The organism is Chryseobacterium sp. SIMBA_029 (assembly GCF_046535275.1).
In the GTDB taxonomy this organism is placed as follows: Bacteria; Bacteroidota; Bacteroidia; order Flavobacteriales; family Weeksellaceae; genus Chryseobacterium.
The window spans coordinates 347,780-366,463 of record NZ_JAWRXA010000005.1; the positions used below are offsets into that span (position 1 = coordinate 347,780).

Annotated in this window: 21 protein-coding genes; 5 read left to right on the plus strand and 16 right to left on the minus strand. The window is 36.6% G+C overall.

All coding sequences use genetic code 11. The features are described 5' to 3' along the window. Positions 1–8: 8 nt before the first annotated feature. A complete protein-coding gene (locus tag SB679_RS11500; RefSeq protein ID WP_410702440.1) occupies positions 9–449 on the minus strand; it encodes a nuclear transport factor 2 family protein in 441 nt (146 codons plus the stop codon). Between the two features lie 141 nt (positions 450–590). Between SB679_RS11500 and SB679_RS11505 the strand changes: the two genes are divergently transcribed. Further along, the gene (locus tag SB679_RS11505; RefSeq protein WP_410702441.1) at positions 591–1,670 is read left to right on the plus strand and encodes an endonuclease/exonuclease/phosphatase family protein; all 1,080 of its coding nucleotides are present in this window, start codon (positions 591–593) and stop codon (positions 1,668–1,670) included. A gap of 133 nt (positions 1,671–1,803) precedes the next feature. Here the strand turns inward: SB679_RS11505 and SB679_RS11510 are convergent, their stop codons facing one another. From SB679_RS11510 to SB679_RS11565, 12 genes are all read right to left on the minus strand, one after another. Then, complete coding sequence (locus SB679_RS11510; protein ID WP_410702442.1) at positions 1,804–2,862, minus strand: diphosphomevalonate/mevalonate 3,5-bisphosphate decarboxylase family protein; 1,059 nt, start codon at positions 2,860–2,862, stop codon at positions 1,804–1,806. Between the two features lie 88 nt (positions 2,863–2,950). Further along, positions 2,951–4,717, minus strand: coding sequence for an AMP-dependent synthetase/ligase (locus SB679_RS11515; protein ID WP_410702443.1), 1,767 nt, complete (start codon positions 4,715–4,717; stop codon positions 2,951–2,953). Next, positions 4,714–5,727 carry an NAD-dependent epimerase/dehydratase family protein gene (locus SB679_RS11520; RefSeq protein WP_410702444.1) on the minus strand — a complete coding sequence of 338 codons (1,014 nt, stop codon included), beginning with the start codon at positions 5,725–5,727 and terminating at the stop codon, positions 4,714–4,716. Before SB679_RS11520 ends, SB679_RS11515 begins: the two co-directional genes overlap by 4 nt. Positions 5,728–5,997: 270 nt before the next feature. After that, on the minus strand, positions 5,998–7,005 hold the full coding sequence (locus SB679_RS11525) for an MvdD family ATP-grasp ribosomal peptide maturase (protein ID WP_317741533.1): 1,008 nt from the start codon (positions 7,003–7,005) through the stop codon (positions 5,998–6,000). Then, positions 6,995–7,954: an MvdC/MvdD family ATP grasp protein gene (locus SB679_RS11530; protein WP_410702445.1), complete on the minus strand. Its 960-nt coding sequence runs from the start codon at positions 7,952–7,954 to the stop codon at positions 6,995–6,997. The genes SB679_RS11525 and SB679_RS11530 overlap by 11 nt, the downstream gene beginning before the upstream one ends. Positions 7,955–8,049: 95 nt before the next feature. After that, entirely contained in the window at positions 8,050–8,271 is a 222-nt protein-coding gene (locus SB679_RS11535) for a microviridin/marinostatin family tricyclic proteinase inhibitor (protein WP_410702446.1), read from the minus strand. A 39-nt stretch (positions 8,272–8,310) separates the two neighbouring features. Then, complete coding sequence (locus SB679_RS11540) at positions 8,311–8,526, minus strand: microviridin/marinostatin family tricyclic proteinase inhibitor (RefSeq protein ID WP_034710236.1); 216 nt, start codon at positions 8,524–8,526, stop codon at positions 8,311–8,313. 37 nt (positions 8,527–8,563) lie between these two features. Beyond that, on the minus strand, positions 8,564–8,779 hold the full coding sequence (locus tag SB679_RS11545) for a microviridin/marinostatin family tricyclic proteinase inhibitor (protein WP_034710235.1): 216 nt from the start codon (positions 8,777–8,779) through the stop codon (positions 8,564–8,566). 43 nt (positions 8,780–8,822) lie between these two features. After that, complete coding sequence (locus tag SB679_RS11550; RefSeq protein WP_410702448.1) at positions 8,823–9,062, minus strand: microviridin/marinostatin family tricyclic proteinase inhibitor; 240 nt, start codon at positions 9,060–9,062, stop codon at positions 8,823–8,825. 115 nt (positions 9,063–9,177) lie between these two features. After that, positions 9,178–9,957: an alpha/beta fold hydrolase gene (locus SB679_RS11555; RefSeq protein WP_410702449.1), complete on the minus strand. Its 780-nt coding sequence runs from the start codon at positions 9,955–9,957 to the stop codon at positions 9,178–9,180. Positions 9,958–10,106: 149 nt separating this feature from the next. Continuing rightward, positions 10,107–10,826, minus strand: a complete 720-nt coding sequence (locus SB679_RS11560) for a pyridoxine 5'-phosphate synthase (protein ID WP_410702451.1) — start codon at positions 10,824–10,826, stop codon at positions 10,107–10,109. Between the two features lie 161 nt (positions 10,827–10,987). Then, positions 10,988–12,250, minus strand: a complete 1,263-nt coding sequence (locus SB679_RS11565; protein WP_410702452.1) for a mechanosensitive ion channel family protein — start codon at positions 12,248–12,250, stop codon at positions 10,988–10,990. Positions 12,251–12,501: 251 nt separating this feature from the next. Between SB679_RS11565 and SB679_RS11570 the strand changes: the two genes are divergently transcribed. The 3 genes from SB679_RS11570 (at position 12,502) to SB679_RS11580 (ending at position 14,772) form a co-directional block, all read left to right on the plus strand. Beyond that, on the plus strand, positions 12,502–13,683 hold the full coding sequence (locus tag SB679_RS11570) for a carboxypeptidase-like regulatory domain-containing protein (RefSeq protein ID WP_410702453.1): 1,182 nt from the start codon (positions 12,502–12,504) through the stop codon (positions 13,681–13,683). A gap of 76 nt (positions 13,684–13,759) precedes the next feature. Continuing rightward, positions 13,760–14,251, plus strand: coding sequence for a DUF456 domain-containing protein (locus SB679_RS11575; protein WP_410702455.1), 492 nt, complete (start codon positions 13,760–13,762; stop codon positions 14,249–14,251). 11 nt (positions 14,252–14,262) lie between these two features. Beyond that, complete coding sequence (locus SB679_RS11580) at positions 14,263–14,772, plus strand: hypothetical protein (protein WP_410702456.1); 510 nt, start codon at positions 14,263–14,265, stop codon at positions 14,770–14,772. Here the strand turns inward: SB679_RS11580 and SB679_RS11585 are convergent. From SB679_RS11585 to SB679_RS11595, 3 genes are read right to left on the minus strand one after another with little or no spacing between them, the layout of a single operon-like run. Beyond that, entirely contained in the window at positions 14,759–15,400 is a 642-nt protein-coding gene (locus tag SB679_RS11585; protein ID WP_410702457.1) for a uracil-DNA glycosylase, read from the minus strand. The genes SB679_RS11580 and SB679_RS11585 overlap by 14 nt on opposite strands. 30 nt (positions 15,401–15,430) lie before the next feature. Then, positions 15,431–15,733: a hypothetical protein gene (locus tag SB679_RS11590; RefSeq protein WP_410702458.1), complete on the minus strand. Its 303-nt coding sequence runs from the start codon at positions 15,731–15,733 to the stop codon at positions 15,431–15,433. Positions 15,734–15,777: 44 nt separating this feature from the next. Beyond that, complete coding sequence (locus tag SB679_RS11595) at positions 15,778–16,287, minus strand: GNAT family N-acetyltransferase (RefSeq protein ID WP_410702459.1); 510 nt, start codon at positions 16,285–16,287, stop codon at positions 15,778–15,780. 86 nt (positions 16,288–16,373) lie between these two features. On the opposite strand from SB679_RS11595, the gene SB679_RS11600 reads away from it, so the two are divergent. Further along, positions 16,374–18,521, plus strand: a complete 2,148-nt coding sequence (locus tag SB679_RS11600; RefSeq protein ID WP_410702461.1) for an endonuclease MutS2 — start codon at positions 16,374–16,376, stop codon at positions 18,519–18,521. Positions 18,522–18,684 lie beyond the last annotated feature (163 nt).

An 18,684-nucleotide genomic window follows, 5' to 3' on the forward strand; every position in this document is an offset into this window, starting at 1 on the left:
CAAGTATCCTATTGTTCATGGCAGTTTTCCTTTCTTCTTGTATCAATTATATATTGAATTTTCCAAATTTTATTCTGTTGTACCAATTGAAAACTGTTTGCTCCACAATGAGAAAATTTTCCTTTGTAATAAAACTGATAAGGGGTAAAAACACTCGCCAGATTACCATCTACTTTGATGGATTCTATGGTTATCCTCTCGTCCAGGTCACCTTTCCCAGCCTTGGAAATGGAAGAAATAAAATCTTTTATATCTTCATTTTTAACGGTTCCTTCCTTGGTGATGGTCTGCAACACAGCGGTTTCAGTCAATGAGGATTTCAACAATTCGGAATCTGCATTCTTCATCGCAAGAAAAAGATCCCGGATTGGTTTTTCAATGTCTTCGTGTGCTGACTGTCCAAAAGAAAGGACACTGAGCAGCAGAGTTACTATAACAATTTTATTCATATTCAATTACACTTCATCTGATGGAATAAAAATAGTAAAAAATAAATTTTAAACCCTCAAATTAATTAACAGCTTTTAAATTGCAATTCATTTGAATTTAATAAAAAAATAAATTACTTTTATTCGCTTATTCTAAAAAATATGTGGAGTACTTATTTGTTTTTGACTATGTTGCTGGTACTGTTGACGGTGCTTCCTAAAATTCAAAATCCTCACTGGATATTTCGGGTTCCGGAGTTTGGTAAAATCCAGATCACGTATACTATTGTCATCACTTTTCTGATTGGCTTTGTGGTCGACAGTCATCAAAATTTCTGGTATTCACAAGCTCTTTTAGGCGTATTATTTATACACCACGGAGTTACGCTGGTAAAATACACACCGCTTTATCCGGTCAAGAAATTCCATCGGCGGAACCGTTCTTCAAAAAAACTGCACTTTATTTCAGCGAATGTATATCAGTTTAATAAAGAATATGACCGGTTTATCAAGTTGGTTGAAACCTGCAAGCCAGATGTTTTTCTGACTATGGAAAGCAACGGAGACTGGGAACAAGCAATGCGTCCTCTTGAAAAAAATTATATGTATCAACATAAGGTTACTTTAGAGAATACGTATGGAATGCACTTTTATTCCAAGATTAAAATCAAAGAAGCACAAACCCATTATTTTGTAGCAGATGATATTCCGAGCATTGAAATCCATCTGCAAACCGAGGACGGTTTTAGCTTTGTATTCTTTGGTGTTCATCCACCGCCGCCAAGTCCTACGGAAGAGGAAACTTCCAAAGAAAGAGATGGCGATCTTTTAAGTACTGCCAAACGGGTGAAAGACATCAAACAGCCTGTTATCGTGGTGGGAGATTTTAATAATGTCGCATGGTCAAAATCATCGATATTATTCAGAAAAACCAGTCATCTAATCGATCCCAGGATCGGACGTTCTTTTGTTTCTACTTTTCACGCCAAATACCGTCTGTTGAGATTTCCTATCGACCTCATGTTCCATAGTGAAGATATCTTTATTGAAGAACTTAAAACACTGGAAAACTTCGGTTCAGATCATCTTCCCGTGTATTGTGAATTTTTTATAGATCATCACAATGAGGAGCAGGAAGAGCTTGTGGAAGAAGCCAGCCAGGAAGAGATACAGGAAGCAGAAGAAATGATCCGTGAGGGAAAAGAAGAAGACGGCGAACGTGATACTGTGGTTACCGAGTGATACTGTGGTTACCGAGGATTGATCCAACATATGATTTCATAAAAAAGGAACGGGCAAAAAACCTGTTCCTTTTTTATTATTAATTTTGAACGGGTTGAAACCCATTCCTATTGAATATTGCAATCAATTGTTATTAAAATTTCATGATGTCTTTTACTACGCCATTTTTCTGAGTGTGCTGCAGCAATTCCGTTTCAATAAATGTTTTTATGTCTTGTTCAGAACCATTATTCGGAAATAAGACATGAACGTTGGCCCCGGCATCCAAAGTAAAGAATAACGGTAGACCTGTTTCTTTTCTAAAATCCCAGATTTTGTTAATCACTTCCAGCGTTCCGGTTTTCATCAGGATAAAGGCTGGGTCGCTCATCATCATCATGGCGTGCAGTGTAAGAGCTTCATGTTCAACCAGCGTGATGAAACGTTCCATATCACCACTTTTAAGAATCTCTTTCATCGGAACAAAATTCTCACGGGCTTCCTGAAATCTTCTTTCCGCATACACATTCGTTTTCATCAGTCCATGTCCTACCGTTGAAGAAACGCTTTTCTGCCCTTCATGAATCAATAGCACCCAATCGTTAAAATCTTTAAAGATCTCATGAATTTCATTATTTGGATACTGCACAGCAAATAAGTCTGAGCTTCCGGAAACCTCATCAGTCTCACCCCAAACCACCAATCCGTTGTACAGACTGCGACATGCACTTCCGCTTCCCAATCGAGCCAGAAAAGAGGCTTTTCTTAAAGATTCTTCTTTTGAAATATTTTTTGAAAAGGCTTCATCTAATTTCATAAGACACTTGGCAATAGCTCCAAATCCTGAAGCGGAGCTTGCAATTCCTGAGCTATGAGGAAACGTATTTTCTGTTTGGATGATATATTTCCCTTTCAATATCCAGGGAAGATATTGTTCTATACTTTTAAAATATTTTTCAATTTTTTCTGCAAATTTCACTTCTTCATTTCCTGATAAGTATGTCTGTACGGAAAATGGTTCTTCTGCAAGAAATTCCATCGTGGTATTGGTCTTACAGTGATTTAAAGTATAGCTGATACTTGGATTGGCCGGCATCTGCTGATCATATTTTCCCCAATATTTAATTAAGGCAATATTGGATGGACAGCTTTCTGAAACGGCCTGTGAGTGTATTGTAAAATTTTGATTTCCTAAAAATTCCTGTGTTGTCATAATTTAATTTAAACTGATAAAACTTCCCTTTTTAAACTTCAAAAGTTCCATAAAATCTTTTTGAAATGCATCTCTTCTTATGGTCTGTTTAATACATTTTATCAATGAGATCTGCATATTTTTTGAGCACTACATTACGCTTTACTTTCAGCGTTGGAGTGATTTCACCGGTATTGATTTCAAATTCAGCTGGCATGAGGGTAAACTTTTTCACCTTTTCATAGTCTGAAAGATCATGCTGCAACTCGTTGATTTTATCTTTGTATAAGTGGATAATTTCTTCTTTTTTCACAAACTCTTCCCAATTGGTAAAAGGAACGTTGTTTTTCTTACGGTAATCTTCCAGAAACTCAAAGTTAGGGACGATCAACGCAGAAACAAACTGCCTTCCTTCTGCAATTAATACAATCTGCTGAATATAATTATTATTGGTTAATAGATTTTCTATCTGCTGCGGAGCGATGTATTTTCCGTTGGATGTTTTCATAAGGTCTTTGATCCTGTCTGTAATGATCAGGTTTCCTTTCTCATCGATTTTCCCTGCATCCCCGGTTTTGAACCAGCCGTCTTCTGTAAATACTTTCTGTGTTTCTTCCGGTTTGTTGTAATACCCTTTCATGATGCCATTTCCTCTGGCCTGAATTTCATCACTTTCTCCAATCCGCAATTCTACTCCCGGCAGCGGTTTTCCACTGGTTCCGTGTTCGAAATGGGTTAAAGGGAAAAGCGTTAAAGTGGCAGTCGTTTCTGTAAGTCCGTATCCTACAGTCACATGGATTCCGACAGATTCAAAAAAACGGGTTACTTCGGGAGATAAAGAAGCTCCGCCACAAGGAAGGAACCATAGTCTGCCACCCATTCTTTCTTTTATTTTACTGAAAACCAACCGGTCTGCAATGGATTCTTTGAATTTCAATCCAAAAGGAATCGGTTTCTCGTTTCTTCTCAGTTCTGCGGTTTCCCATCCTGTTCGTAAGGCCCAGTCAAATATTTTTTTCTTTACTGATGAACCTTCCTGGGCTTTATCCAATACTCCGGCATAGACTTTCTGGAAAAACCGCGGTACAGCACACATCGTGGTTGGTTTTACTTCTTCCAATGCTTTTGCGATGTTCTTGGGATCTTCCAGAAAATAGACTCTGGCACCGCCGTAGAGGCAGAGCAGGCTCCAGCTTCTTTCGAAAACGTGGCTTAACGGCAAAAACGCCAGTGACAGCTCTTCTTCAAAGTTTTTAAATGTAAAAAATTCAAAATGGGCATCGAACGCTTTGATGAAATTCCCGTGGGTAAGCATGACTCCTTTCGGTGTTCCTGTAGTTCCGGAAGTGTAGATTAATGTTGCTGTATCTTCGTATTCTTTTTTACAGATCTCTAATTCCGAAGAAGCTTTTGCGATAAAATCTTCAAGATAAAAACTGCTGAATTCTTTTTTGATCCAAACTGCTTTTTTTGAAATGATGATCGTCTGAAGGCTGTTTTCTTCTTTATTTAAAAGCTCAAAGCAGGCATCATACTGAGCCTGATTTCCTACCAGTACAGCTTTGGCTTTAGAATCATTGATAATGTATTCTGCCTGTTCTGCGTTATTGGTGGAATAAATAGGAACAGTAACTGCCCCGATTGCCATCGCTGCCAAATCAAAAATCATCCATTCTGAAGAGTTATCGGAATAGATGGCAACATTATCATGCTCCTGAATTCCTGAATCTCTCAGCGCATTGGCTGTTTTGAAAATCATATCACCGAATTTTTTCCAGCTCAGTTCTTTCCAGCCTTCTTTCTTTTTAAATCCGATTGCTGATTTTAAAGGATGTTTTTCTATATTTTTATGGATGATTGCCTCTGCAAGATTCATTTCTTCAGCTTTTTGTCGTTAATATAATTTTCGAGATGAAAATCAATACTATCCTTTACGGGAATAAATTGATAATTAAGTCTTTCTTTTACCTTTTGATTGGAAATGGTGTTGAATGAGGTGATGGATTCGATATTGTTTTTGGTAACGATCCTCAGTTTCGGAATAAGCCATCCTAAAAACATATTGGCTATTCTGCCGGCGTTAAGTTCCGTGTTAGATAAAATTCTGGCATTTTTTAACCCTAATCTTTTTCTGACCTGCTCTCCTACGGCTGCATATCTTTTGTTATCGGCCACCAGAATAAAACGTTCTCCGAAGGTATTTTTTTCCATCAGCTCTATGGCAATTGCTGCTACATCTCTTACATCTACATAACTCGAACCACCGGAAAATGTAAAATTATTGTCTTCAAACGTACTGAAAAGCTCTCCACTGCTCTGGTTCCAGTTTCCGCTTCCAATGATGATTCCAGGATTGATAATTACTGTATTTAATCCCTCAGCAGAAGCCCTCCAAACTTCCATTTCTGATAAATGCTTGGAAATAGCATAGGCAGGATGTTCTATTTTAGGATTAAAATCAGACTCTTCATCTAATTCTCCTTTTTCATTAAAACCGTCTAAAACCGCTACAGAACTTACGTGCAGAAATTTTTTGACTCCGGATCCTTCACAAGCAAATAAAAGATTTTCGGTCCCTTTGATGTTCGTATGGTACATTTCTTTTTCATCTTTCGGATGAAAGCTTACTTTTGCCGCACAGTGATACACTTCTTCTACTCCATTCAAAGCGTGTTGTAAAGAATCGATATCTTCAAAATCGATGTCTACCCATTCAATTTTATTAAAAAAATCGTCTGGATTTCCCGTATAAAACCGGAATGAATCTTTTACCTCGTTTAAATTGCTTGCAGGTCTCTTGGAAGCGCGGACGTTTTTGCCTTTTTTAAGAAGCTCTAAAACGATTACTCTGCCCAAAATTCCGGTTGCACCCGTTACAAAAACCATCAATATATATTTCTACCTGATTGTTGACTAAATTATGACAATATTTTTTATTCGGCAATTCTACATTTTCAGTACAATATACCTGCAAAAACCCTCTGCAAATTTGCGATTTTTAAAGGAGAATCTGGTTCAATTTTCTACAAAAGTTTTCAACCATCACTTTTACATTTCTCCTTTACACGAATATTTTTCGGTGAAAGTTATTTACAGTTATCAAACAAAAAACGGGCTAAAGCCCGTTCGTGATTGAATGATGTACAGTTATGCTTTTTAAGCTAAAACCATATTATTTCTTCTCGGTGCTTTATCACATAAAACATCGGCAATACTTTTAGAGATCAGGTTGTCTTCGGTAAGATTATCCAGCCAGAAAAACTCTCCGGCAGCATTAATTTCAATGAAATAATAATCATCTTCTGGAGAAACAATCATGTCTATAGCTCCGTAATCCACATTATAAACGTTCAGCAGCTCTAATATTTTTGTTTCAACGTCTGCAGGAAGCTCAGTTCTCACCCATTTATCGATAAGGTTTACTCCATCTTTTCTCCAATCTACTTTTGCATCTTCAAACTGTTGGGAATCGATTTCGAATGCATATACATCCTGTCCAACGACTGTAATCCGAAGCTCTTTTTTCTTTTCAATTTTTTTCTGAAACTGCATCGGGCAATAGAGTAAAGAATCTAATTCTTCCAGTTTATCTTCCCCGATTACATTCGTGAACACCACACTTTCTACCCCGTCTTCGTAAATGGCAAAACCGGTCTGCATTTTGGCCACGACATTTTTATGCTTAATGATAAACTGTCTGGCATCTTCAGGATTATTGGTAAGACAGGTTTCAGGAATTTTAAGTCCTATTTTATCTGCAATTTTAAGCTGTTCCTCTTTACTGTCCAGTCTTCTGTAAACGCCAGGTTTTCCAAGGGAATAAGCATCAATAGATTCTAAAAACCCAAAAAGTGTATTACGGATTTCTCCCATGGCAGCTCCATAGAATTTAGCATCCAGTTCTTCTTTCAGCCCCCGGCCGATATTGTATGCTCTTCTGTACCATACTGCAGCGATATCATCAAGACGGTATTTGGTTTCAGGGGTTTCCAGAATGCTTACCCAGCTTCCGTTTTCAAAAATAGTGGACAGCTTGTTTTGCAGCGGATAGAGATCTACGTCAAAACGGATGACTTCAAAGCCATTTTTTTCAATATATTCCGTTACTTTTTCAATGGAAAAATTATCTTCAGTATGGGTAATTATTAAAATTTTATTGTTCATGGATAGGTATTCTTTTTATAAGGTTGTCGGCAATTCTTTGTGCAATCGGAAAGTTCAGTTCTTTCTGCAGCATTCCCCATTCTCCCTGTGGGTTTACTTCAAGAAAATAATAAGTTCCGTCGCGCCCTTTTATCATGTCTATGGCTCCGATATAGAGTCCCATTTCTTTCATCATCGAAGTTAAACCTGTTTTGATATCTTCCGGCAGTTCATACGCTGACCAGAAATATCCACCCTGGGCTACCCGCCAATCTGTATTTTCGCTGTTATTGATTTTTCCTGTAAAAAATTCTCCATCTATGTAGACAATTCTCAGTTCATATTCTTTATCAATATACGGCTGAAAAATCATGGGACAGTAAGCAATATCCGAAAGATGTTCAAGGCTGCTTTCTTCAATAAGCGTAGTGGAAAGCATATTTTCTCCATCCATTGATTTGGCAATCACTCCGTGAAGCTTGGCCACAGCTCTTCCGTTGCAGTGCTCATGAAAAAATGCGGTAATGGCTTCCTGATCATTGGAAAAAATTGTTTTGGGAATAGCCAGGTTATGCTTCCGTGCTATTTTTAACTGGTATAATTTATTTCCGTCGGTTTTCATTTCGTTCTCGAATGGATTGATCCATGGAACGTTTTCCAACACGGTAAAAAGGTTATACCGGAGGCTGCCATATTCTTTCAAGAAAATCTTTTCATAGTCTTCGTCCAGTTCTTCGGGAATGTCTATTTTCCAGGCTTTCCTGTGCCATACACCTTTTACATCTTTTGAATGCAGGGTATTGCCCAATTCATCGGTTAGCTGAAATGAGTCTTCATTCACACTGATCTTCTGAAGGTGGTTGAGACGATCCGAATTCAGCCGGAAATAAGGAATATTCTTGGCGGTAAGATATTCAAAAAAGATATCGATGTTGTAAAAATCCTTGGAATGGGTAATACAAAGAATCATTTGCCTGTTTTTATTAAAAAAGGAAACTTAGAGATTAAGTTTCCTTTCGATATGATTTTGTTAATATGTTTCTAAATGATAAAAACAACTCATTTCTACACTGTTGGAGAATCATCATCTCCGTCAGATGGATATTTCATGGTATGAGCCAGATCATCTTTTGGAGATGTTACTGAATCGATCTGAGGTTTTGTAACAGCGTCTCGTTCAGGAATTGTAATAATATCTGTTCCTCCTTTTACCTTTTGAGGATCTTTAAGTTGTTTTTCCAGAAATGAAGCAAAAAACGGTTTCTTTTGTGAATTCTTGTCTTTCATAATAATTTTATTTTGGTTGAATTAGTATGGTGTTGCGTGTTAGCTTAGTTCTCCAGCTTCATCACTATCAGAAGGATATTTCATCGTTACCTGATCGTTGCTTTGAGTGGTAGCACTATCTCTAAGAATGGATGTGGTAGGCGAATCAACAAGAACTGAAGTGATAGCTCCTCCTGTTACTGCCTGACCATCTTTAACTTGCTTTTCAAGAAATGATGCGAAGAAAGGTTTTTTTTGAGATTTTTTGTTTTTCATAACGTTTATAGTTTGTTTGGTTTTACTTAATGATTACTTATACTTCGTATCCAGCTTCATCGCTGTCAGACGGGTATTTCATCGTTACCTGATCTCCACCCGGGCCGGTAACATCATCCTTAAGTACAGATGTTGTAGGAGCATCTAACGTAACTGCAGTCATTACTCCTCCTTTTACACTCTGTCCATCTTTAAGTTGCTTTTCTAGAAACGATGCGAAAAATGGTTTTTTTTGAGATTTTTTGTTGTTCATTTTGTCTTATTAGTTTGAATTGATTTTATATCTGATTTGTTGATTAGTCTAAATCTAATGCCTCATCATTATCAGAAGGGTATTTTAAAGTCACCAAATTATCTTTTGTAGGCAAAGTTGCATTATCAAATGTGGGAGAAGTCGTTACAGTATCTTTTGTAAGTGATGTAACGATATCTGTCGTAGGTGTTGTAATTCCACCTCCCTGAATTTTCTCTGGATCCTGAATTTGTTTCTCTAAAAATGATGCAAAGAAAGGTTTTTTTGAATTTTTCTTTTCCATATGTTACTATTTTTAATTTTTTGGCAAAACTAAAATACAAAATTTTCAACATGTGGAGAAATAAATATCCTTTTTAATAAAATTTTAACAAAAACATGAAAATCAAAGAATCAATTTAATTCAAACCTAAGAATTCTTTAACAACAGCCGCAAAATCCACCGGATTATCCGCCTGAACCCAATGCGCTGCATTTTTTACCGTTACAATCTTTGCCTTTGGAAATTGCTGCTTAATGGCATATTCATCCTGTGGCAGAATATAGTTGGATTTCTCTCCTGAGATGAACAAGGTATCACCTTCAAAAACACCAAATTTTATAGCATTAGAAACGAATTCATTGTATTTTCCAGATAAGGTTGCAAGGTTGAACCTCCAATTCAGTTTTTTCTGATCGTCCCAGTATAAGTTTTTAGTTAAAAACTGGATCGTCGATTTTTCAGGAATATATTGACCCAAAACGGCCTCTACTTCATTTCTTGAACTTACCGTATTAAAATCTACGCTTTCCAGTGCTTTAATAATCCCCTGATGATGCGGAGGATACGCTTTCGGAGAGATATCTACGACAATCAGTTTTTCTACTTTTTCAGGATATTGTATTGCGAACTGCATTACAGCCTTTCCGCCTAAAGAATGCCCTAAAACATAGGCTTTCTGCATTCCGTAATACTCCATGTAATTTGCGATATCATTGGCGAGGTCATCATGTGACATACTTTCGGAATGAAAGCTTCTTCCATGGTTTCTAAGGTCAATAAGGTGAACGGGAAGATATTCTCCCATGTCTTTTCCAAAACTTCCCCAGTTATCCAGCATTCCAAATAATCCGTGAAATACCAAAAGCGGTGTTGACGATACATTTTCGCCAAATATTTTTGAATTTAAAATTTCCATAATTTTCTTTTTTAGTTGATGAGATTTCAGATGCTAGATGTTAGAATTCAGATAACCCATGTAACGAGTACTAGTCAAATATCAATATTTCAATCTGATGTCTGATGTCTGATGTCTGATGTCTGATGTCTGAAATCTAACAGTCTATCTTACCATTTCGCCAATCTCTTCAAATACGCCTGAACGGTATTTTCCAGTCCCATATATAATGCTTCAGAAACCAAAGCGTGACCAATAGAAACTTCCAACAGATTTGGAATATGTTGCGCAAAATATTGTAAGTTTTCAAGGCTTAAATCATGTCCTGCATTGATGCCCAATCCAAATTCTGATGCCACTACTGCTGTATCGTAATAGGGCTGTATGGCCTGTTCTTTATTGATAAGATAATCTTTCGCATAGGCTTCTGTGTACAACTCAATTCTGTCGGCACCAGTCTTGGCAGCATATTCCACTAATTCCGGGTTTGGATCAAGGAAAATTGAGGTACGGATGCCTGCATTTTTAAATTCAGCAATCACATCTACAAGAAAATCATACTGTTTTTTAGTATCCCAGCCTGCATTGGAGGTAATGGCATCATCCGCATCCGGAACCAGTGTTACCTGCTCAGGTTTTACTTCCAATACCATATCGATAAACTGACGGTGCGGATTCCCTTCAATATTAAATTCTGTTGTCACCAACGGCTTCAGATCATAAACATCTTTTCTTGTGATATGCCTTTCATCGGGTCTTGGGTGGATGGTAATTCCCTGCCCTCCAAATTCCTGAATTTTTACGGCTGCCTCTGTTACGCTTGGCGTTTCGCCTCCTCTCGCATTACGTATTGTCGCAATTTTATTGATGTTTACGCTTAGTTTTGTCATTGTTATTTAAGATGATATTAATTAAGATGGAAGATTGAAGCAGGCAGTTTCATTACAGACTTCAAATTTCAATCTACTCTTTTATTTTAACTATTTTATTATTGAAAACGCTCATCAGTATGCAGGAATCTTCCTACTACTAATATCCAGTTTCCTACATTTTATACTTTTACACTGATCTGCATTACCTGCAGATCAAATTCTTTAGAAGCTACCAGTAAATGGTCGAAAATATCTGCCTGAATCTGTTCAAAACGTTCCCATTTGGAATCATTGGCAAAACAATAAATTTCCAACGGCAATCCTTGAGGTGTAATATCCAGCTGACGTACCATGATAACTCCTTTTTTTTCTACATCAGGATCATTTTCTATATATTTCTGGGCATAATATCTGAAAACTCCAATATTGGTAAGCTGTCTTCCATTCACAATCTTATCTTTATGGGCCAGTTTTTCTTTTTCTTTTTTGATCTCCATACTCTTTCCTTCCAGGTATTCGGAGATCAGGTTAATATCCTTCAACCTTTCAATTTCTTCATCATTTAAAAATTTAAAGGAATTGATATTAAAATAAATGGATTTTTTAATTCTCCGGGTATTGGATTCAGACATGATCTGAAGGTTTTTTATTTCAGTAGTCAGCAAATCATAAGTAGGAATCGTGGAAACCGTTTTATCGAAATTGGTGATTTTTGTGGTTAAAAGACTTATATCAGAAATATTTCCTTCTATATTATATTTAGGAATACCAATCCAATCCCCTACTTTCATGCTTTTGGAAGTGGCAACATGGAGACCGGTAACAAACCCCAGGATAGTATCTCTGAAAACAAGGACTAAAACAGCCGTTATAGCTCCCAAACTTCCTAAAATTGTTCCGCCTTTGATACCGAAAATGACACAAATCCCTACTACGGTAAGAATGAAAATCCCAAAAATCTTAACGGATTCTGAAATGGCATTCAACGCCATTATTTTATAGTAGTCCTGCTTAATGACAAAATAGTTCCTCAACGCGGTTAATGCTCTGAATAACATGCCTGCGATTACAAAAATAATAGCTACGCTTACGATTACCCCTAAAAATTCAAAACTTTTAGGATGCCTCCAGAAAACAGATCTTAATGCAGTTTCTGCGAAGCTTAATGCTCCCAGATGAACAATGGAATTCGTTATTCTTGATTGATAGATTGATTTTAAAACCGGAAATTTTTCTTTATCAAAAAAGTATTTAAATACGGTATTAACCAGAATTTTGAACAGAAAGTCCAACAGATAAACAAGCCCTGCCAAAAATACGAACTTAAGGATAATCTGACAGGTCAACGCCAAATCACTTGGTACATTATCTCTGACGAAATAATGGATCTTGTCACTTATATCCTGCAAAAAATCTTTGGTATCTTGTAGTTCGTCTTTCATGTACAGCAAATTTAGGAATTAAGGTTGGTTTTAATTAAAACTTTTCCATCAATTTTCAGCCCAAAATGATTTCTTTTTTTACTATTTAATAAAAATTATTAAATCCTCTCAAACTTTGATTAATAAATGAAAAATCAATCAAAATATACTATAAAAATTAAATAATATTAAAAATTTACCCCATTTTATGATTTTATATTTGATTATTTATTAAATTTGGTTAAAACTAACCAAACCAAAATCAATTAGATATGAGAAAACACTACTTCTTTATTTTGTTGTGTGTATTCACACTTTTAACGAATTGTACAGGAGGAGAAGATCCTGCAATAGTTTCCGAAAACATTGGTCCTGCGGTTGTAAAAACCGGAAAACTTACCGGAACAGTAATGTCACAAAACGGAACTAAACCTATTGGAGGTGCTTCAGTTTTTACTTTTGATGACAAGTATAAAATCTACTACACCACTTCAGACGCAGATGGTAACTTTACTTTGGAAGCCCCGGTTGGAAATCGCACCATTCATATTCAAACAGGGAATGGCAGTAACTTCCGCTCGGAAATTTCCGCAACGGTAAAAGATAAGGAAACAGTAGGTCTAACAACTACTCAAACCAAACTGAATCAGGTTGCAAAAATTGCTTATGTAAAAGGATCGTATGATAAAATCGAAGATATCATTCAGACTTTGGGGTATACTGCTACAGCAATTACCAATAACGATCTTGCGAATTTAACGACGATCTCACAGTATGATATTATTTTTCTTAATTGCGGCTCAAGAAATTATTATGTAAATCAATCACTTTATCCTGCAATTGATGCCAATTTAGCCACTTTTGTTGCTAACGGCGGAAGTATTTATGCTTCAGACTGGGATGTTGCTTATTTAGTAGGTGGTACAGACAATACTTCCAACTGTTCACCTGCAGGTGGATTTGTTCCGGACACAAAACTCTGCTCTATGAATCAGGGAAGCCAGGGGATTGTTCCGGCAGTAGTAACCAATACAGCGCTTTCTTCAGCATTAGGATTTACTTCATTTAACATCGATTTTGATCTGGGAGCGTGGCAGAGAATTACAAACTATGATCCCAATTATTGGGAAGTATTAGTTAAAGATACTTCAAACAGTGCTTTGATGATCAGAACCAATCATTTTACAACAACTGGTGCTACGACTACTCCGATAGGAAATGCTCCAACCTCAACATTTGTAACGGTTTGTATTACGCTCCCGGGAAATATCCAGGTCAGTATTTCAGTTCCTCAGGTATTGGTTCCTTATCTGGTTGCACTGGGAGCAACAGTAGGGCCTTGCTCGGGATCTTCAAACAGCGGATATATTTATTATACTTCTTTCCATAATCATGCTTCAGGAAACATTGGAAACGCCGGCGTAATTTTACAATATGTAATCTTAAACTTATAATAAAGTTTTTAACTTAAACTGAAAGGTGGCTTTTTTAAGGTCACTTTTTTTTATCTTGCATGTATATATTTTAAGAATGGATACTGCACTTATCAATCTTCTCTGCCTTATTTTACTGTTTTTGGGAATGCTTGGAACATTTCTGCCCGTTTTACCGGGCTTATTATTAAGTATCTGTGGATTGTTGATTTATAAATTCGGGACGGATGCCGATCTGCCGATGATCTATATCTGGGCATTTGGGATTCTTACGGCAACTTCCATTGTTTTAAGTTATGTAATCCCTGCCAAAACCAATCAAAAATATGGCGGAACGCGTTGGGGAAGTATCGGTTCTATTATCGGAACCATTGTTGGGATGTTTCTTCCTATTCCGCTAGGGTTTTTAATCGGAATGTTTGCCGGAGTTTTCATAGGGGAACTTCTTCACGACAGCAAGGATATGAATAAAGCCCTGAAATCCACCAAAGGAGCTTTCATTGGTTTTATTTATGGGACAGGATTCAGCCTTGTGGTTGGAGTGGCAATGTTTTTGGTAGTAGTACTCAATATGATTGATCTCATTTAAAAAAGAAAATTATGTTACATAAAACCTTATTATTCAGCCTCGGATTATTAACTTTAGCCAACTGTAATGCTCAAAAGGAAACTAAAAAGACTTCCGGAACACCCATTACCCATAATAATTCCCATCCAACAAAAACTGCTCAGAACAAAATAAATGTGATTTACTTTAACGAAGGGGAAAACAAATTCCTCAAAGAATATGACATGAATGTCACCTTTAAAGGGATATCTGAGGACAGCCGCTGCCCTCAAGGAGTCAACTGTATATGGATAGGTGCTGCGGTAGCCCAGGTAGAGGTAATGGGCACTACAACAAGGCCTATGACATTATCCCTCTCCACTATAGAAAAAGCTGACCGAAATTATCATCAATCAGAATACTTTAACGGATACACCATTTCATTGGCAGAAGTAACTCCCTATCCTACTTCCGAAAAAGATTCAAAAGCTCTTCAGGGAAAGTACAGGATCGGAATCATCATCAGCAAGGAAGATCTGAAAAACGGATCTACCACGAAATAGGTTTCTTTCCTTTCGAAATCAGATATTCATTAATTTTTGAAAACGGTTTGCTTCCGAAAAATCCTCTGTATACAGAAAATGGTGAAGGGTGCGCCGATTTAATAATAAAATGCTTAGCCGGATCAATGAATTCGGCTTTTTTCTGTGCAAAAGCTCCCCACAACACGAAAACCACATTTTCTTTTTTATCGGAAATTTCTTTAATGATAAAATTGGTGAATGTTTCCCAACCGAGATCTTTATGGGAATTGGGAGTATGGGCACGTACCGTTAACGTAGCATTCAATAACAAAACACCCTGTTTTCCCCAATCATCCAGTTCTTTGGAGGTTCTTACCACTCCGACGTCATCTTTCAGCTCAATAAAAATATTTTTAAGGGAAGGCGGTGCAGTTACCTGCTCGGAAACAGAAAAACACAACCCATTGGCCTGAAAATCATTATGATAAGGGTCCTGACCAATGATCACAACTTCAATATCATCAAAAGGAGTAATCTCCAGTGCTCTGAAAATCTGATTTTTAGGCGGGAAAACTTTTGTGGCTGTATATTCATGTTTTACTTTTTCCCACAGGGAGGTAAAATATTCGGTGCTTTTTATGGGGGCTAAAATTTCTGTCCAGGTCATGTGTATTGATTTGATAATTTGAAAAATTGTTTAATTAATGGGTATCAATTCTAAATATTGATCTTTTCCAAATGTGATATAAAATAATGCCAAAAATGGATTTCTACCACTTAAATTAAACCTTAAAGTTTCATCAGAATTTATTTTTAAATGAATCGGATTTGAACGACACCAATCAATTTTAGCTCTCAATCTATATTCTCCTTCATCAATTTCAAATTCTTTGGATTCACCATCTGCAATATCTCCTATTTTTTTATCATCCAAATAAATGCCTATTGATCTCAATTTGTTTGAATATTCTGATGAGCGATTGATAATTATTTTTGCCATTTTACAGTAATAGATTTAATAAACTCACTTTACGAATGACAAAATTATACGTTTTTCTTCAAACTAAAAACCAAATTATCAGGAAAACCTTCATCTTTCCTTCCCTCTTCCAACACAAATTGATGTTTTAAAAGAAGTCCTTTCGAGTTTTCATTGAACTTATTCGTCATTGCTACTATTTCCTGCAACTGTAAATCATTAAAGCCAAAATCTATAACTCCGGCCAATGCTTCCGACATAATTCCTTTTCTATGATACTCGGGTAATAATTCATATCCTACTTCTGCTTGTTTTCTGTCTTCGGTAAATTTCCAAAGACAAATAGTTCCGATAAGATTCGGCTGGTCTTTTAAAGAAATTCCCCAATAAAAAGTCTCCTTATTTTTGGTTCTTTCTTTAATGGTCAAAATAAATTGCAGGGCATCGTAATTATTTTTCGGAGAATTTCTCTGAACGAATTGATTGATCACCTCATTGCTTCGAATCCGTAAAATATCTTCAACATAGCTTTCGTTAATTTCTTTTAAAACCAAACGGTCTGTTTCTAATTTCATATTTCAAATGTACTAAAACCACCGCATTCAAAGATTATCTCAATTTCAAATTATTGCATTCATAATTTTCTCACTAAATTTGCACTGTGTATATAAATAAAGAAGATTTAAACGAATTAGAGTTTCCGCAATTGCTCGCGGAAATTTCTCCTTTGGCCTATTCTCCGAAAACGAGAGAAAAAATTCTTCAACTTCGTCCCATGGAAATTGACGAGGCAGAACTTTCATTGAAAAAAACGTCCGAATATCTGTCGAGTTTTGAAAGTTCAAATGCGATTCCGTTTGATGAATATGAAGATATTGAAAGTGAGCTGAAGCTAATGCTGATCGAGAATTACCGTCTTGAAAATAATGCTTTCATCAGAATAAAAACCATCACGGAACAAATAGGAAAACTGAAGAAGTTTTTCCCAACCATGCCGGACACCTTCCCTAATTTAATGGAAGATGCAGCGGTACTGGAATTCAGAAAAGAAATCATTGATAAAGTTGATAAGGTCTTTAACCGTTTTGGTGAGGTAAAAAGTGAAGCTTCCCCCATATTAAAAACATTGAGAGCGGAAATCCAGCAGGCTAAAAAAGCCATTCAGGAAAATTTCAACCGTGTTCTGTTTAATTATGGACAAAGTGATTTTCTGGATGATATCCGGGAAAGTATTATTGAAGACCAAAGAGTTTTAGCAGTAAAATCTGCCTACAAAAAAAGAGTTCCTGGAAGAGTGCTCGGACTTTCTAAAACAGGTTCTATCACGTATATCCAACCGGACAGCGTGGTAAAACACTATTTCAAACTTCGTGAAGATCAAGAGGAGGAAAAGAAAGAAATTGATAAAATCCTAAGAAATCTTACAGCAGAATTAGCGGAATTCCAACCTCAGCTATGGAAATATCAGAAATATATTTTTGATCTTGACCTTACGAGAGCCAAAGCCAAATTTGCCGAAATGATTAATGGGATCCTACCAAAGATCAACCATCATAAAACGCTACGGTTAAAAGATGCCTATCATCCTTTGTTATGGCTGAGAAATAAAGTGGAAAACAAAACAATTTTCCCTCAGAGCCTTACATTGACCGATCATAACAGGATTATCTGTATTTCCGGGCCGAATGCCGGTGGAAAATCGATCACGCTAAAAACTGTCGGATTGCTGCAGCTGATGATCCAGAGTGGTCTTTTAGTTCCTGTCCATCCAAAATCTGAAATGTTTTTCTTTAAGAAGATCATGACGGATATCGGGGACAACCAATCGATCGAAAACCATCTTTCCACTTATTCTTCAAGATTGAAGAAAATGGCAGGAATCATCCGTGAATCGGATGCTGATACGCTGTTGCTGATTGATGAATTCGGAACAGGTTCTGATCCTGAATTGGGTGGTGCCCTGGCGGAAAGTTTCCTTGAATTTTTCTACGACAAGAAAAGTTTCTCCATCATTACCACGCATTATACCAATATCAAACTCGTAATAGAACAACTTCCCAATGCTGAAAATGCAGCAATGCTGTTTAATGAGGAAACATTGGAACCGTTGTATAAACTTGAAGTGGGACAGGCCGGAAGTTCATTTACGTTTGAGGTTGCTGAGAAGAATAAAATCCCAAGGTTTATTATCCATTCTGCAAAGAAAAAAGTAGAACACGACATTGTGAATCTGGATAAAACGATTGTAAAGCTTCAGCAGGAAAAATATGAGGTTGAAAAACTGAAAACTGATCTTGCGGAACGAAAAGAATCTGTGGAAGACAAACGTGATAATCTACAAAAGCTTAATGAGCAGCTTCAGCAAAAATTGTTCAGCTTTCAAAAGCTGTATGAGGATGAACACCGCAAACTTCAGTTCGGAAATAAGATCGAAACTTTTATTGACAGCTATGTAAAAGGGAAATCACGAAAAGACGTGGTGAAGGATTTTGTAAAACTGCTGGAACAGGAAAAGTTCCGTAAAGTAGGCGCCGATAAAGATGAAACGAAACGTATGCAGGTGGTAAAAAGAAAAATTACCCAGCAGCTGAAGAAAGAAGACGTCATTGAAAAGATTGCTGAAACGAACGAAAAAATTGAAGAAAAACGCAAAAGCGACCGTGAAGTCTGGATGAAAATCGGCCAGCGGGTACGTATTACCGGAAGCACCAGTGTGGGAACCATAGAAAAGATCTCAAAGAATAAAGTTATTGTGAACTATGGAACATTCAAAACCACGATTAATGCTGATGAACTGGAAAGAATTTAATGGTTTACAACCTATTATATAAACAAAAAGCGCTGATGAATCAGCGCTTTTTTTATTGTTATTTTTTGATCCACTTTAATCGGGTAGAGTTGATAGACTAATACGATTAATAATAAAATATCCTATTTACAAGTTAAGAATATCAATTATTATCAGAAATTTT

Bases quoted from the DNA above. Each gene is read 5' to 3' on its own strand.
- SB679_RS11570 (WP_410702453.1), top strand. From the start codon at position 12,502: ATGAGAAAACACTACTTCTTTATTTTGTTGTGTGTATTCACACTTTTA.
- SB679_RS11505 (WP_410702441.1), top strand. From the start codon at position 591: ATGTGGAGTACTTATTTGTTTTTGACTATGTTGCTGGTACTGTTGACG.
- SB679_RS11555 (WP_410702449.1), bottom strand. From the start codon at position 9,957: ATGGAAATTTTAAATTCAAAAATATTTGGCGAAAATGTATCGTCAACA.
- SB679_RS11550 (WP_410702448.1), bottom strand. From the start codon at position 9,062: ATGGAAAAGAAAAATTCAAAAAAACCTTTCTTTGCATCATTTTTAGAG.
- SB679_RS11525 (WP_317741533.1), bottom strand. From the start codon at position 7,005: ATGAACAATAAAATTTTAATAATTACCCATACTGAAGATAATTTTTCC.
- SB679_RS11580 (WP_410702456.1), top strand. From the start codon at position 14,263: ATGTTACATAAAACCTTATTATTCAGCCTCGGATTATTAACTTTAGCC.
- SB679_RS11515 (WP_410702443.1), bottom strand. From the start codon at position 4,717: ATGAATCTTGCAGAGGCAATCATCCATAAAAATATAGAAAAACATCCT.
- SB679_RS11520 (WP_410702444.1), bottom strand. From the start codon at position 5,727: ATGGTTTTTGTAACGGGTGCAACCGGAATTTTGGGCAGAGTAATCGTT.
- SB679_RS11560 (WP_410702451.1), bottom strand. From the start codon at position 10,826: ATGACAAAACTAAGCGTAAACATCAATAAAATTGCGACAATACGTAAT.
- SB679_RS11530 (WP_410702445.1), bottom strand. From the start codon at position 7,954: ATGATTCTTTGTATTACCCATTCCAAGGATTTTTACAACATCGATATC.
- SB679_RS11500 (WP_410702440.1), bottom strand. From the start codon at position 449: ATGAATAAAATTGTTATAGTAACTCTGCTGCTCAGTGTCCTTTCTTTT.
- SB679_RS11585 (WP_410702457.1), bottom strand. From the start codon at position 15,400: ATGACCTGGACAGAAATTTTAGCCCCCATAAAAAGCACCGAATATTTT.
- SB679_RS11545 (WP_034710235.1), bottom strand. From the start codon at position 8,779: ATGAACAACAAAAAATCTCAAAAAAAACCATTTTTCGCATCGTTTCTA.
- SB679_RS11540 (WP_034710236.1), bottom strand. From the start codon at position 8,526: ATGAAAAACAAAAAATCTCAAAAAAAACCTTTCTTCGCATCATTTCTT.
- SB679_RS11565 (WP_410702452.1), bottom strand. From the start codon at position 12,250: ATGAAAGACGAACTACAAGATACCAAAGATTTTTTGCAGGATATAAGT.
- SB679_RS11595 (WP_410702459.1), bottom strand. From the start codon at position 16,287: ATGAAATTAGAAACAGACCGTTTGGTTTTAAAAGAAATTAACGAAAGC.
- SB679_RS11590 (WP_410702458.1), bottom strand. From the start codon at position 15,733: ATGGCAAAAATAATTATCAATCGCTCATCAGAATATTCAAACAAATTG.
- SB679_RS11510 (WP_410702442.1), bottom strand. From the start codon at position 2,862: ATGACAACACAGGAATTTTTAGGAAATCAAAATTTTACAATACACTCA.
- SB679_RS11575 (WP_410702455.1), top strand. From the start codon at position 13,760: ATGGATACTGCACTTATCAATCTTCTCTGCCTTATTTTACTGTTTTTG.
- SB679_RS11535 (WP_410702446.1), bottom strand. From the start codon at position 8,271: ATGAAAGACAAGAATTCACAAAAGAAACCGTTTTTTGCTTCATTTCTG.